This window comes from Acinetobacter sp. FL (assembly GCF_040744925.1).
Classification (GTDB): domain Bacteria; phylum Pseudomonadota; class Gammaproteobacteria; order Pseudomonadales; family Moraxellaceae; genus Acinetobacter; species Acinetobacter radioresistens.
In genome coordinates this window covers 1,016,057-1,030,219 of sequence record NZ_CP160437.1, presented here as the reverse complement: position 1 = coordinate 1,030,219, position 14,163 = coordinate 1,016,057, and the positions used below count along the sequence as shown (strand labels likewise).

Here is a 14,163-nt window from a genome sequence, read left to right as displayed (position 1 = left end):
TGCATTTTTTATTTTTCTGACAAGTTTTTTTTATTCAGCTTTAAAGCAAATGCACAGTCTTTAAGCAATTTCTTAAACATTTTAAGATTCTCTGGCGTGTCCTGTTGCATGAACCGAATTTTCTGGTCAAGTTGAGCTAGTTCATAAAAAGAACTTGTGTCATTACTGTATTGAGCCAATCTTATCATCCACTGTTGAAAAGTCTCATAAGAGTACTTATGCAGTTCAACGGGAAGATTTTTAGTAAATTTTCTTATAGAACGTTCATAAGGGGTCATTTTTTGTAGATTTTGACGATACTGTATCAACAAGTAGATTAGAACCAGCATCACAATACTAATAAATAAAATCAGAATATAGCTATAAATAGATTTTAAACCTAAACGTGCAAGCCAGTTTTTTTGTTTATCAGTATCATATCCTACGACCTTGCTTTGCCATTGATAGGAAGCATAATCACTCCATATCCGAATATTTTTAAGCAAGGCAAACTGTTGATATTGCAAGCCAGAACGGTGATTATTGCCTAGTGTAGAAGGCTCCTGTTCCAGATAGTCCTGCATGCCCGACCCTACCCGTTCTGGTGCTACCGCAGCTGTTGCATCAACCCGATGCCACTGGCCATTTAAATAGACTTCCGACCACGCATGAGCATCCATCTGCCGCACCTCCCAGCTTTGTCCATCTGGAGCCGGTTGTCCTCCCTGATACCCGACTACTACCCGAGCAGGAATACCGGCATAGCGCATCAACATTGTAAAACTACCTGCATAATGCTCACAGAAACCCTGCCGGGACCCAAACAGAAATTCATCCAATCTGTCTTGCTCAAGACGGCCTGGACTTAAAGTATAGACAAAGCCATTGCGACGATACCAGTTCAATACGTTCTCTACATACTGGGCAGGTTGCTGATTACTCTGTTTAAATAAATTGCTGGCTAACTTCCGGGTCCGGGGGTCAGTGTTACTCGGTACTTTCAGGTTTATAGCCTGAACTGTATCCGAATACTGGGGTGCTACCGTCTGGGCTGACTGTCCCAACCATTGCAGTCGAATGGGCTGTGCACCCTGATTTGAACGGGTTGGAGTAATACTCCAGTCTTGATGTAACTGGAAGTTCTCCTGTAAAGGAATAGAATTTTCAAGCGATACTACCCATTGCTGTTGTGAGTCAGCAGGCAGATACTGGTAATCTAGCCCGTCAGTTATATGAAGAGATGGCAATGTCTTAGGTTGCTGGTTAATAAAATGGCTAGTCCAGGTCCGTCCATCAAATTCATCCAGCACCATCGCGCGCCAGTACAGCTGCTCACGCTCAGGTAGTTTCTGTATATTGCCTAAAATCCGGAATGCCAGCGCACTGGATTGAGAAATCTGGGCGATATCTCCTGGTGACATCCGGTCACTTATACCGGTGGTGGCACGATCAGTCTGTAATGGTACTGACCAGAGTGGAGGCAACCGTGGGAAAAAAATAAATAGTACTATAAAAAATGGTATGGCATAGAGAATCAGCTTAGTTACATGCTGAAAGTCCTTTCTTAAACGGCCTTTAACCTGTTCTTGTTGAAAATCACTTATCTGAATCCGGTACAGCCCGATCAAGCAGCTGATGAGTGAACATAAGATCAGGATAGCCATCCCGATGTTTTGGCTATAAAGGAACAGGCTGGCGCTTACAAATAGTGCAAAGTTAAAAATAATCAGATAATCACGCCGAGTTCGAGTCTCTAAAGCTTTACCATACAGGCCCACTGCTAATAGTGTTACCCCTGCTTCTACACCGATGAAACTCCGATACTGCCAGTAAATCGCAGCAAAGCTCAATAGAACAAAAATGACCTGAAAAATTTTAGATTGTTTTTTATGGAGATTTTTATGATATTGCCATGCCAAGCTTATTATTACACAAGCAAATAGAAGGCTGTTCATTATAGGAGTGAAAGCCAGTTGTGCCAGCCAGATCAGCCCGAGAGCCAGTAGCATGGCGCCATGAACAGGTCGATTTAACATGGTTAAGCCTGCGCCAGTAATTTTTGTGCTTTCTGAAATTGAGCTTCACCTGATCCGGTGGCCAGCTCGTCCTGTGGTAAAACCAAACGATAAGGGCATTGTTGCTGTTCGCATTGATCTACCAGCCCCATCATTAAACTCAGTTTTTCTTCATGCTCTGAACTTGGCATATGCTCATAGCAAATTTCTATCTTATTCTGCTCGGGATAGCTTTCAAATACCTTGATATAGAGGCCCTGACCTCGAGCAGCCTGCTTCCATGACACCGCATGGTAAGAGTCACCCGTTTTAAAATCACGCAGTTCTTGAAATTCATCCATATCCTGTGCCTGTTTTAATGCATTTTGTGCAGCATTCTCAGCTTTAAAATCTAAAGCTTGGGGAGCAATCCAGCTCATTTGCTCCAAATAAAGATAGGTCCAGGCACGAACCAATCCGAAAGGATAAGTAGAATATATCTGTAGGCGCTGTAAATGTAATGCTCCGCGTTCTTCTGGCCACACCAGTAAATGAAAACGCTGCTGTTTATGCTGTACTAGAACTGGAATGATTTGCTTTGCATAATACAGGTTTAAATAACGTACAATCTCTCGGTCCTGATAAAAAATAATCTCTATTTGCATGGCTTGGCCTACCCGGCCGACTTCAGGCACGATCACTTCTATTTTGAGTTGATGCAACTGTTTAAAAGCAAGATAAAAACTGATACAAAGTACAGCACTGATTAAAAAGCAGAAACCTAGTATCAGGTTATTGGCATAATTAACGCCGGCAATAAAAGTAATCAGTATGAGAACCAAATACAGGTAACCCTGCTGATACATAAAGACCAGTATATCCCGCTGCTTGAGGGTTCTTTGCCCATCAACCCGGAAACGCTTGGCAAGCCAGCTCTGGATATGTTTCTGCAAATGGTGTGCTCCTAACTAACCGCCACACTTTGCAGAAGTTTATAGCTTTCTGCATCAGTAGTTCCGAGACGATGAGAAACCACGGCATTAAATACGGCCTGTACATCATCTGTAGTCGCATAACTGCGCTTTTCTAACAGAGCATAGGCCTGCGTAGCTTTTTTTAAGGCCAATATTCCGCGGGTAGATAACCCATGTCGGCCTTTACGGGTCATTTCAGCCAAATCCAGAATATAATCCAGCACTACATCACTTAAATAAATATTACGTGCCAGTTGTTGAAGATTCAGAATATCCTGCTGGCTAAAGACATGCTCAATTGTTGATATTAATGCCTGACGCGAGTCCTGTTGTAACAGAATTCTTTCTGCCTGGCGCGATGGATAGCCCAAGGATAAGCGCATTAAAAAACGGTCCAGCTGGGACTCTGGCAAGGCATAAGTTCCACTCTGGAATAAAGGGTTTTGTGTAGCAATCACCCAAAATGGCTGAGGTAAAGCATGTCGGACACCGTCTACCGTGACACAACCTTCCTCCATGGCCTCCAGCAAGGCACTCTGTGTTTTCGGACTACAACGGTTAATCTCATCAGCCAGTAAAATCTGGGTAAAAACCGGGCCTGGTTTAAACTCAAAAATATGTTCAGCCTGATTAAATATATTAATTCCAATTACATCACTGGCCAACATGTCATTGGTAAACTGTATACGCTGAAATCTTAAACCGGCAATATGCGCTAATGCACTCGATAAAGTAGTTTTACCTAATCCGGGCAAGTCTTCAAACAGGACATGCCCACCTGCTAGCAAACAACTTAAGGCCAATTTGGTTTGCTGCGGTTTATCCAGAATAATGGTATTGATCTGCTGTAAAAAGCTGTCTATTTGTGAGGCATACTCTCCTATCTGCCTGGCCAGTTTTTCATTCTGTTGATCTTTTTCATTCTTTTGAAGCCTGTTGGTTCCCCACATCCCCTTCCTTCCTGAATAAAAAAACGGTGTATATTTAACATACACCGTTTTTATGTTTTTCTAAGTTACTAAATTATTACTAACATGGACATTTTTTTAAATCTCCACCTGCCGATGGATAGCGTGAATCTACACAGTGGCGATAAAATGTTTTAGCGTCCATTGCTTCAAGATCTGGATGGTGCTGTTTCATGTGTTCTAAATAAGTCTGATAATCAGGCACCCCTACCATCAGACGAAAACTTTGTTGCAAACGTTGCCATAAAGTCGCGATACGTGACCAGTTCTTAGGAGAGAAAATCAGATGCTTTTGCGACAAAAGTGTAAACTTGATTATCTTTGCCAGAACAGTCGTACTATTTTTTGCAAGCTTCAATTTCATTAAGACTCTCCTCTGACCGAAGTTACAGGCGCTGTCTCATCACGATATACCGCAGGTGCTTCATTCACTGTCGGTGTTGGGCTAGCCAAGGCACGACGTACTACACGGATAGATGCAATGACCATTACGATTGCCACAATCATAAAGAAACCGCAGAGGACGGCATTAATCTGATTCGACATGACAATCATCTGCATTTCAGCAATACTTTTTGCCGGAGCCAGTATCTCATTACGAGCAATTGCATCAGAGAAGCGATTAGCCTGCGCCAAGAAACCAATTTTCGGATTTTCATGGAAGATTTTTTGCCAGCCTGCTGTCATTGCAGTGATGAAAAGGAAAATAGTAGGCAAAATCGTGACCCAAACATATTTTTCTTTCTTCATTTTGAAAAGGATGACTGTACCTAAGATTAGTGCCATTGCTGCCAGAATCTGGTTACCAATACCAAATAATGGCCACAAGCTGTTAATACCGCCTAGCGGATCGACAACGCCCTGATATACAAAGAACCCCCAACCGGCTACAGCTACCGCAGTCCCCAGCAGGTTTCCAAAGAAATTATGAGACTGTTTTACAGCCGGAATTACAATACCTACTGTATCCTGTACCATAAAACGGCAGGCACGTGTACCGGCATCGACTGCTGTCAGGATGAATAAAGCCTCAAACAGAATAGCGAAATGATACCAGAATGACATCATGGCACGGCTGTTAAAGATTTCGGAAATAATATGAGCCATACCAATTGCAAATGTTGGCGCTCCCCCTGTACGGGACAAAATCGTAGTTTCTCCTACCTCTTTTGCGAGCAGTGCTAATGCTTCGGGTGTCACAACAAAGCCCAGATTACGTACAGCTTCTGCTGCACTTTCAACTGTTGTGCCTAAAACAGCAGCAGGAGCATTAATTGCAAAATATACTCCTGGTTCCAGTACCGTTGCACAGATCATTGCCATAATTGCAACAAAAGATTCCATCAACATACCGCCATAACCGATCATGCGGATATGAACTTCATTTTCAACCAGCTTTGGTGTGGTACCTGAAGAAACGAGCGCGTGAAAACCTGAAATTGCACCACAGGCAATAGTAATAAACAGAAATGGAAAGAGCGAACCGGCAAATACAGGCCCAGTACCATCAATAAAGTGTGTTACAGCTGGCATTTTTAGTTCTGGCAAGGCAAAAATAATACCAATAGCCAGCCCGACAATTACCCCAATTTTCAAGAAGGTCGATAGATAGTCACGTGGTGCAAGCAACAGCCATACTGGGAGTACTGAAGCCACAAAACCATAAATAATCAGACACCAGGTCAACTGTGTACCTGAAAGTGTAAAAAATGGCCCCCAGTATGGATGTGCAGCAATATTTCCTCCATACACAATGGCTAGCATCATCAGAATGAAACCAATCACTGAGACTTCTGCAATCTTGCCCGGGCGTATATAGCGCATGTAAATGCCCATGAAAATTGCAATAGGAATAGTAGCTGCAATACTGAATACCCCCCAAGGGCTATTCGTTAAAGCCTTGACTACGACCAGTGCCAGTACTGCCAAAATGATAATCATCACCCCAAGTGCACCCAGCATCACAATCACACCGGCAAAAGATCCAAGCTCCTGTTTTGCCATTTCCCCCAGTGAGCGTCCATCACGCCGGGTAGAAATAAACAGGACCAGAAAATCCTGTACAGCACCGGCCAGTACTACACCAGCCAGCAACCAGATCGTTCCGGGCAAGTACCCCATCTGGGCTGCCAGAATCGGTCCTACCAAAGGTCCCGCACCGGCAATTGCAGCAAAATGATGGCCAAAAAGTACATATTTATTGGTTGGGACATAATCCAGGCCATCGGTCATCCGATAAGCTGGAGTGAGCCGTCTGGCATTAAGCTCAAACACCTTGTTGGCTATAAACAGGCTATAAAAACGGTAAGCAATACTATAGACACAGGCAGCAGCAAGCACTAACCAGACTGCATTAACATGTTCACCACGACTGACAGCAAGTATCCCGAAAGATATTGCCCCGATAATTGCTACAATCACCCAGATCAATTTTGAAAAGGGGGATGACTTAGTTTGAATTGATTCCATCTTGACCTCGTATTTCAATCATTTAAGCAGGTTAGTTATTGTTATTCATCGTGCTACTTTCCCTTTGCAAATTTCCTTTTTTGACTCTACTCCTCATCTTTTTGTTTTCATCTAATACTTTGGCATTAAAAAAGGGATGATCATGATCATCCCTTTTGATAATAGTCTATTTTTAAACCATTATGCACGTTCTAAGTATTCACCAGTACGGGTATCTACACGAACACTTTCTTCTTGCTGTACAAATAATGGAACACGTACTACTGCACCAGTTTCCAGTTTTGCCGGCTTGCCGCCACCACCAGAGGTATCACCACGTACACCCGGATCAGTTTCAATAATCTTTAAGGTAACGAAGTTTGGTGCACTTACGTTTAAAGGTACACCATTAAACAGCATAATTGTGCAGGCTTCATTTGAATCATCTTTTAACCATTTTGCTGCATCGCCCATAGCGTTTTTATCAGCGGCAATCTGTTCAAAAGATTCAGGGTCCATGAAATGCCACATTTCACCATCGTTGTACAAGTAGTTCATTTCTACTTCTACAATATCAGCGCCTTCGAGTGAATCACCTGACTTGAATGTTTTTTCTAATACTTTGCCCGTTTTCAGGTTACGCAGTTTAACGCGGTTAAACGCCTGCCCCTTACCCGGTTTTACGTATTCGTTTTCCATGATTGAACATGGGTTGCCATCAAGCATAACCTTGAGGCCTGATTTGAAATCATTTGTAGAATAATTGGCCATGACTGGCACGCTCCAAACTTACTAACTTAAATCTATTAATGCTAGACTAGCATTATTTTTAACGTGTGGCATGATAAACTATTTATATCAAGAGCAAAACTGGCAATCACAACTCAGTGACCTAATTACTGACCCGCTAGAATTGTTACACGCGCTTCAGCTTTCACCCGAACAGTTATTATCAGGGGCAGTTCTGGCTTCTGAAAAGTTTAAATTGCGCGTACCGCGCGCATTTGTTGCAAAAATGTGCGTTGGTGACCCTCTTGATCCTCTTTTGCTGCAAGTCTTGCCACATCATCTTGAATTAGAGGATTTTCCAGGATTTGTTACTGATCCTTTAGGTGAAGAGGCAACCAATCTTTTACCTGGTGTTTTGCATAAATATAAAACACGTTTCCTGCTTACTTTAACAGGCGCCTGTGCAGTTCATTGCCGTTATTGCTTTCGCCGCCACTTCCCCTATCAGGAAAATTTACCTAAAAATGAAGACTGGCCAGCAATTAAAAATTATATTTTAAGTCAACCTGAGGTTCATGAAATTATTTTAAGTGGTGGTGATCCACTGACTTTATCCAACCGTAAACTCGGCTTATGGCTGGAAAGGCTTGAGTCTATTCCCCAGATTGATACGCTTAGAATACATTCACGTGTGCCGATTGTGATTCCAGACCGTATTGATCATGAGTTAATTTCTCTTTTGGAAAACAGTAGGCTACGTATTATACTGGTGGTACACTCTAACCATGCTTCAGAACTCGATGACTTCACCTGTTCAAAACTGCATGAACTGGCACGCCGTCAGGTCACTGTGCTCAATCAGGCCGTTTTACTTAAGGGTATTAATGATTCAGCGGAAGTATTAATCAATTTAAGTTACAGACTGTTCGAGGCACGGGTTATGCCTTATTATTTACATGTGCTGGATAAAGTTAAGGGGGCCCATCACTTTGACTTGCCCTCTTCAAAGATTGATGAAGTTTATAAAGAGGTCCTAGCAAGTCTGCCAGGTTATTTAGTACCTAAACTGGTTAGGGAGATTGCAGGTGAGAAGAATAAAACACCGCTGTTTGGGACTATAACAATTTGAGTTTCTATAATAAGTATGATGAATAGTACATTTTCAGAAATATTTCATTCCCCCAATGTTCTTGATAGGGAAAAACTTAGCTTTGCACCTGCTACAGTGAAAGATCTGGAAATGTGGGCAGGTAATCTGTCTTTCATGCAGCTTGGTGACACCTCTAAGTCGCTGTTTCATGCCGTACTCGAAATCTCTCGCTTAAAATGTAGTGAAACACTCAGATTTGACCTGATTCATAGTTTGCATCCTACCATCGATAAAGTACTGGCCAGCTTAGAAAAACATTTTTTTAATCAGGGTCCTATCAGTACTGACCGTAATGAGCATATTATTGAACTGGCTATGCTACTACGCTGTCACTTTGCAGGAGTTTATATTAATATTGCGCGTTCTGCGCACGAGCAGCTCGCTCATCAAAAATTTTCTCTTTTTGCTTTTAATCAGAAAAAAAACTTATCTATAGCTCGAACATTGGCAATTTATTATGCCCTGCAACAACTTGTCAGCCTACTGTATCAACAGCAAATACTTTATAGTCACTATTTTACCGGTCAATGGCTTATTTCTCATCAACTGTATGATATTGCTTTAAAAAATGATTTTCATATGAACAGTATTAACCAGATACAGGGCACTCAAAATATTTTAGCCAATATTAATCAGACCTATGCCCAGCTGATCTTACTGGACATTTTTAATGCCCATCAAATTCGGCCCTCTGAAATTCAGTCACTTTATCAATGCAGTTTTGACTGGGCCAAGCTGATCCAAATTTTACCTAGAGCAACGACTCTCACCAAATATGTTGTAGATTGCAATAAAGACTACCCACCAATTCACCAGAAAAAACAGAATCCGGATTTTGAACCCAGTTTTTTTATTACTACTCAGGAATTGCTGGAACACATCAATGCGACTTTTGGAAGAACGCCAGAATTTTTATCAAAACATGAACAGAAAAATTTAAGTTTGGCACTCAAATTCCATGTACAAACCATTTTAGGCAGCACGACAGAACGCCGTCATGACCGCTATCAATATTCTGCACAGCTAGATATCTGTTTTAGTTTATTATCCGCACATTTCTATCTTTCAAAAGCCAAGACTTTTAATGAAACATTAATGCTGGAAAATAATTATGGCTTTCAAAGTGAATCAAAATTATTATTAAACTGGGATAAAGATACGCCTGATACTCTTCCCCAGGTCAATTCTAGCCGGCTATTGGATCGGGAAGCCAAACAACTTTATCAGACCAGCGTGCTTGATGTCAGCTTAAATGGTTACCGAATTAAATGGAAAGGTGAAACCCCAAAAAATTTACGCACAGGCGAATTTATACTGGTTAAGGAAGAAACCCAAGAGAAATGGCGAGGTGGAGTCATTCGCTGGATTAAGCAGTCTACTAATAAAAGCCTGGAACTTGGACTGGAAATTTTGGCACAAGAGATGTATCCGTGCGCAGTTCGAATGCAGATTGATCTTCATACAATTAATTATCATCCTGCTTTACTTATTCAAAAAGCCGTCTTTCAGCAGCAGGTCACCCTTATTTTACCAGGTTCACAAACCTTTAAAGAACACCAAACTATTTACTTGCGCTTGGGCCAGGAAGAAATCAAAATTTGTCTTACCAAGGCATTGTTGATTACCCAAAGCTTTATCCAGTTCAATTTTGAGTTGATTAACGAGCAGCAACAGGGGTTACTCGATCAGTTTATGGATAAACAGGCGCAAGAATTAAATAAACAAGATTTATGGGAAGCATTGAAGTGAGAAATCCGCTACTCTCCAAAAAATTCAAACGTACTGAAACACGTCTACTCATTATTGATGATAATCAGATCCGTTATAACCAGATTATAGAGATTTTTGCTCAGCAAGATCATCTGGTACAGGCAGTGCTGTTGGATGACTTAAAAAGTTTTGAAAAGCAGCTTCATCTGGATTGGGATCTGATTATTTTCGGCCGGGCCTATGATCTTAAGGTTGAACAGGCTCTTTCAATCGTACAGGCATCAACCCAGCCAAGTTTGCCGGTGCTCCTTATAAAGCCTGATCAATACGAACCGGCACAATATAATCATTATATATATAAAGGTGTCTATGATGTCATCAACTTGGATTTTCCAGAACGTTTTTATATAGGGCTGGTACGGGCACTTTCATATTACCGACTGGTACAGGCTCAACAGCGTTTAAGTATTGAACTTGAGATGGCCCAGAATCAGGCTCAGACCTTGGTTCAGGAAAGTCATAAAGCTGTTGCTATTATTCAGGAAGGAATTCATATTCAGGCAAATAATGAATATCTGAATTTATTCGGCTTGGAAAAAGAAGATGAAGTTATTGGATTACCTCTTTTAGATATATTACAGCCTGAAGATCTGAATGATTTTAAACAGCGTTTTAAAAAAATCAGTCAGGGGCAGTTTGATCAGGGGCATTTCGAAATACGCACTCTAAACAGTCAGGTTGCCTGTTCATCCGCACTTGAACTTGAATTTGTATCTGCTGCAGAGGAAGACGCTCTACAAATTAGAATTAATTGTGACTCAAGTAATTCTAATACCATGCTCTCTAATAATAGCTCACCCCAGATATCAGAGAAAAATTCAAGTTCAGTTAACCCTTTCCAGCTGGTCAACCGTTATTTAATTAGCCAGCCTGCAAAATTTAATGCTCTCGTGGTATTTAGTCTGGCCACCTGCTCTGATCAGATTTTCAAGAGTGACTGGAATACTTTAAAAACTTACTTTTTGAATATTGAAGACTTTATTAGAGAGCAAACTCATACGCTGGTCTTTAAAGTTCATACCATATTATATGGTGCTCTGTTCCAAGCAGAATCTGAAGAAATATTAGAATCTCAGTTAATGAGTCTGCGCGCCCTCGAAAAAGCCCAGCTTCTGACAGTTAATGATGTGAATTTCTCTTTGCAACTACAAATTGGTTATACACTCATTCCAGATGAAATTCGGGACAATGATCATTTCGAAGAGCTTCTGGAGTATGCATTTAACCATCACCTGCCTGAGCTGGAACATGAGCCTGAACTAGAATTAACTGCTCCGCTTGAAGTTGAGCCGGTTCCTGTACCTGAAGTTCCAGAAACCGCTCTGAGTGCAGCCACTTCTACCCCTTCACTGGTACAAGTGCTGGCCCAGAAACTCCAGCAGGCAGATATTCATTTAAGATATCAACAGCTTTATGATAAGCAGGATATCAATCTTTATACTTATGAAGTTACCAGCGGTATTATTTATGAAAATCGCTGGCAAGAATTTTCCGGTTTAGCTGACCTACAAGGAAACAATGAGCTTTCAATCAAACTTGATCGCTGGGTACTGGTAGAAGCCTGTAAACAATTACATAATTTTATTCGCCAATACCCTGACGCCAGACTGATTGTTAACTTGAATCAGCATATTTTATTTAATGACTCACAGCTTCCTGAATTGGTGGCTAAACTTATTACCATTATTGGTAGTAAACAGTCCCATCCACTTATTTTGCAATTTGCTGAGGAAGAAATTCTTTACAATTTACCGGCAGCACAAAAGCAGATTGCGCTATTACATCAATATGGTGCAGAGATCTCAATCCGGAATTTTGGAAATTCTATTTATAGTGAATCATTACTAAATCAGATAGAGCTACAGTATGTCACCTTAGCTCAACAGTTAACACAATTGATTTCTAATGATAAAGAACTAGGCAACCTGCAAGAAAAAATTATCAATTTCCTGGCAATTAAGCCCATTGAAATTATTTTGCGTGAACTTGATGACATGAACCTGTTTGCCAATGCATGGAATATTGAAGCACGTTATTTGGAAGGTAATTATTTCCAGAAAAAACTGGAATTCTTAACTGATGTACAGGATCAGTAATTCAGGCTGTTGTTTTCAAGCGTAAAAAAACGGGCTTAATGCCCGTTTTTTTTTTCTAGTATTAACGTTTGATAGAACGTGACATACCAGCGAAACGTTGTTTGAACTTGTCAATACGACCGCCAGTGTCAACATTCTTCTGCTTACCAGTATAAAATGGATGACAAGCTGAGCAAACGTCCAGATAAAGAGTTTCTTTACCTAAAGCAGAACGAGTTTCGATTACGTTACCACAAGAACAGGTAGCAACAAGTTTTTCATATTTTGGGTGAATATCGGCGCGCATCGTCGATTACTCCTAAGTAAAGAAAGGTTTTGCTGTCATCGCAATTGACCACTCTCAAATCATTTGAGGAAGGCCGGGCTTAATAAAAACCACAGCAGATCAACACCACAACAGACCATTCTCTTGGCCCACCGAGACGGTTTCCGTCAGGGCTAAGCACAACAAGTGGCCAGTATTATAAATTAAAAATTAATTTATAGCGAATTATTCTGCCGCCTCTTCACCCATATATTCCTCAGTGTCCTGTTTAGACCAATAATTAGCAATTACGCCGCAGACCATAAGTTGAATCTGATGAAAAATCATAATCGGTAGAACAATCATGCCAAGTGGCTGCCCTGCAAACAGAATCTGTGCCATGGGTACACCACTAGCCAAGGTCTTCTTTGAACCGCAAAAAAATACTGCAATCTGGTCTGGTCTGTTGAATCCCAGCCATTTAGGAATATACCAAGCCAACAACATAATCACTGTCAGAAACACTGAACATATTAAAGTCAGGTTAAATAGAGTCAGCCAGCTTACCTGTTGCCAGAGACCTGTTACAACAGCACCACTAAATGCGCCATAGACCACCATTAAAATAGTGCCCTGATCAAAAGTTTTTACAATGCTTGGCGCTTTCTGCATAAGGGGAAAAACATAAGGCCTTAATAACTGTCCCGCAATAAATGGAACAAGGAGTAATAAAGTAATTTCTATAATGGATGAAGTCGGATCATAATCATGTTTGGATTGTCCAAAAATAAAAAGACTGACAAGAACCGGAGTAATAAACATACCCACTAGATTTGAAAATGAAGCACTACATACTGCCGCCGCAACATTGCCTTTGGCAACTGAAGTAAAAGCAATTGAAGATTGAACTGTAGATGGCAAAAAGCACATAAACAGAAAACCCAAGTATAGTTGCTCACCAAGCATCGGAAGTAGCACAGGTTTGGCTAATAGGCCAATGATAGGAAATAGAGCAAACGTAAAAGCAAAAACCACTACATGCAATTTCCAGTGCAATATACCTTCAACAATTGCCTGGCGTGATAATTTTGCTCCATGCAGAAAAAATAAAATGGCAATCGCTATATTGGTAATAACCCCGAAGACTTTAGCTGGCTCACCACTTACTGGTAAAAAAGTTGCCAGTATAACCATTACAATCAGCAATATAGTAAAGCGGTCCAATGCCAGTAATTTTAATATATTCATAATCAACATCCTGTTTTTTTATAGGCTGAAAATTAATAATAGAAAAGCCCAGTCAGATGATTTTACCCTTAGGTAAAGTTTCATCTTACTGAGCGTAATTATTTAAGCTAGTGTTTAGCTAAAATGTTCGGTATTTTCTTTGAACACTTAGTCTTTTACTTAATTGTTTCTGGCATTGTCGTCCTGTTGAATTAGCTCAATCTTATAACCATCTGGGTCTTCAACAAAGGCAATTACGGTAACTCCGCCTTTCATCGGTCCAGCTTCACGAACCACATTACCACCACGTGCTTTAATTTCCTCACATGCCTTGTAGGCATCTTCTACTGCAATGGCGATATGACCGTAAGCATTGCCCAATTCATAACTTTCTGTATCCCAATTGTGGGTTAACTCAAGTACTGTATGGTTTGCTTCATCACCATATCCTACAAATGCCAGAGTAAAGCGGCCCTCTTCATAATCACGTTTACGAAGTAAAGTCATACCGAGCACTTCAGTATAGAACTTGAGAGACTGTTCTAAATTGCCTACTCGTAACATGGTATGCAGCATGCGCATGA

12 protein-coding genes are annotated in these 14,163 nt (G+C 40.9%); 3 read left to right on the top strand and 9 right to left on the bottom strand.

Annotation, left to right across the window (positions count from 1 at the left end; translation table 11 throughout):
* Nucleotides 1-8: 8 nt before the first annotated feature.
* The 6 genes from ABZP31_RS04665 to efp form a co-directional block, all read right to left on the bottom strand.
* Nucleotides 9-2,015: a transglutaminaseTgpA domain-containing protein gene (locus ABZP31_RS04665; RefSeq protein WP_248134045.1), complete on the bottom strand. Its 2,007-nt coding sequence runs from the start codon at nucleotides 2,013-2,015 to the stop codon at nucleotides 9-11.
* A 2-nt stretch (nucleotides 2,016-2,017) separates the two neighbouring features.
* Complete coding sequence (locus tag ABZP31_RS04660; RefSeq protein ID WP_248134043.1) at nucleotides 2,018-2,926, bottom strand: DUF58 domain-containing protein; 909 nt, start codon at nucleotides 2,924-2,926, stop codon at nucleotides 2,018-2,020.
* 11 nt (nucleotides 2,927-2,937) lie between these two features.
* The gene (locus ABZP31_RS04655; RefSeq protein WP_005404840.1) at nucleotides 2,938-3,897 is read right to left on the bottom strand and encodes an AAA family ATPase; all 960 of its coding nucleotides are present in this window, start codon (nucleotides 3,895-3,897) and stop codon (nucleotides 2,938-2,940) included.
* A gap of 79 nt (nucleotides 3,898-3,976) precedes the next feature.
* Nucleotides 3,977-4,279: a YbdD/YjiX family protein gene (locus ABZP31_RS04650; RefSeq protein ID WP_005014997.1), complete on the bottom strand. Its 303-nt coding sequence runs from the start codon at nucleotides 4,277-4,279 to the stop codon at nucleotides 3,977-3,979.
* Nucleotides 4,279-6,384 carry a carbon starvation CstA family protein gene (locus ABZP31_RS04645; RefSeq protein WP_075040077.1) on the bottom strand — a complete coding sequence of 702 codons (2,106 nt, stop codon included), beginning with the start codon at nucleotides 6,382-6,384 and terminating at the stop codon, nucleotides 4,279-4,281. Before ABZP31_RS04645 ends, ABZP31_RS04650 begins: the two co-directional genes overlap by 1 nt.
* Before the next feature lie 180 nt (nucleotides 6,385-6,564).
* A complete protein-coding gene (gene efp, locus ABZP31_RS04640; protein ID WP_005406143.1) occupies nucleotides 6,565-7,134 on the bottom strand; it encodes an elongation factor P in 570 nt (189 codons plus the stop codon).
* 70 nt (nucleotides 7,135-7,204) lie between these two features.
* Between efp and epmB the strand changes: the two genes are divergently transcribed.
* Genes epmB through ABZP31_RS04625 form a run of 3 tightly spaced genes read left to right on the top strand, consistent with a single transcriptional unit; the run spans nucleotide 7,205 to nucleotide 12,108 of the window.
* Nucleotides 7,205-8,221 (top strand): EF-P beta-lysylation protein EpmB, encoded by a 1,017-nt coding sequence (gene epmB / locus ABZP31_RS04635; protein ID WP_248122137.1) that lies wholly within the window; start codon nucleotides 7,205-7,207, stop codon nucleotides 8,219-8,221.
* Nucleotides 8,222-8,236: 15 nt separating this feature from the next.
* Entirely contained in the window at nucleotides 8,237-9,991 is a 1,755-nt protein-coding gene (locus ABZP31_RS04630) for a GTPase (RefSeq protein WP_248134042.1), read from the top strand.
* A complete protein-coding gene (locus tag ABZP31_RS04625) occupies nucleotides 9,973-12,108 on the top strand; it encodes an EAL domain-containing protein (protein WP_248134040.1) in 2,136 nt (711 codons plus the stop codon). Before ABZP31_RS04630 ends, ABZP31_RS04625 begins: the two co-directional genes overlap by 19 nt.
* Nucleotides 12,109-12,169: 61 nt before the next feature.
* Here the strand turns inward: ABZP31_RS04625 and rpmE are convergent, their stop codons facing one another.
* The 3 genes from rpmE to gloA all read right to left on the bottom strand — a co-directional run bounded on the left by rpmE (nucleotide 12,170) and on the right by gloA (nucleotide 14,161).
* Nucleotides 12,170-12,394: a 50S ribosomal protein L31 gene (gene rpmE, locus ABZP31_RS04620; RefSeq protein ID WP_005015004.1), complete on the bottom strand. Its 225-nt coding sequence runs from the start codon at nucleotides 12,392-12,394 to the stop codon at nucleotides 12,170-12,172.
* Nucleotides 12,395-12,598: 204 nt separating this feature from the next.
* Entirely contained in the window at nucleotides 12,599-13,600 is a 1,002-nt protein-coding gene (locus ABZP31_RS04615; protein WP_005015007.1) for a bile acid:sodium symporter family protein, read from the bottom strand.
* Between the two features lie 159 nt (nucleotides 13,601-13,759).
* Complete coding sequence (gene gloA, locus ABZP31_RS04610) at nucleotides 13,760-14,161, bottom strand: lactoylglutathione lyase (RefSeq protein ID WP_005015008.1); 402 nt, start codon at nucleotides 14,159-14,161, stop codon at nucleotides 13,760-13,762.
* Between the last annotated feature and the right edge of the window lie 2 nt (nucleotides 14,162-14,163).

Excerpts from the sequence above, each read along its gene's own strand:
- ABZP31_RS04630 (WP_248134042.1), top strand. The coding sequence starts at position 8,237 with ATGATGAATAGTACATTTTCAGAAATATTTCATTCCCCCAATGTTCTT.
- epmB (WP_248122137.1), top strand. The coding sequence starts at position 7,205 with ATGATAAACTATTTATATCAAGAGCAAAACTGGCAATCACAACTCAGT.
- ABZP31_RS04645 (WP_075040077.1), bottom strand. The coding sequence starts at position 6,384 with ATGGAATCAATTCAAACTAAGTCATCCCCCTTTTCAAAATTGATCTGG.
- ABZP31_RS04615 (WP_005015007.1), bottom strand. The coding sequence starts at position 13,600 with ATGAATATATTAAAATTACTGGCATTGGACCGCTTTACTATATTGCTG.
- efp (WP_005406143.1), bottom strand. The coding sequence starts at position 7,134 with ATGGCCAATTATTCTACAAATGATTTCAAATCAGGCCTCAAGGTTATG.
- ABZP31_RS04625 (WP_248134040.1), top strand. The coding sequence starts at position 9,973 with ATGGGAAGCATTGAAGTGAGAAATCCGCTACTCTCCAAAAAATTCAAA.
- gloA (WP_005015008.1), bottom strand. The coding sequence starts at position 14,161 with ATGCGCATGCTGCATACCATGTTACGAGTAGGCAATTTAGAACAGTCT.
- ABZP31_RS04655 (WP_005404840.1), bottom strand. The coding sequence starts at position 3,897 with ATGTGGGGAACCAACAGGCTTCAAAAGAATGAAAAAGATCAACAGAAT.
- rpmE (WP_005015004.1), bottom strand. The coding sequence starts at position 12,394 with ATGCGCGCCGATATTCACCCAAAATATGAAAAACTTGTTGCTACCTGT.
- ABZP31_RS04650 (WP_005014997.1), bottom strand. The coding sequence starts at position 4,279 with ATGAAATTGAAGCTTGCAAAAAATAGTACGACTGTTCTGGCAAAGATA.
- ABZP31_RS04665 (WP_248134045.1), bottom strand. The coding sequence starts at position 2,015 with ATGTTAAATCGACCTGTTCATGGCGCCATGCTACTGGCTCTCGGGCTG.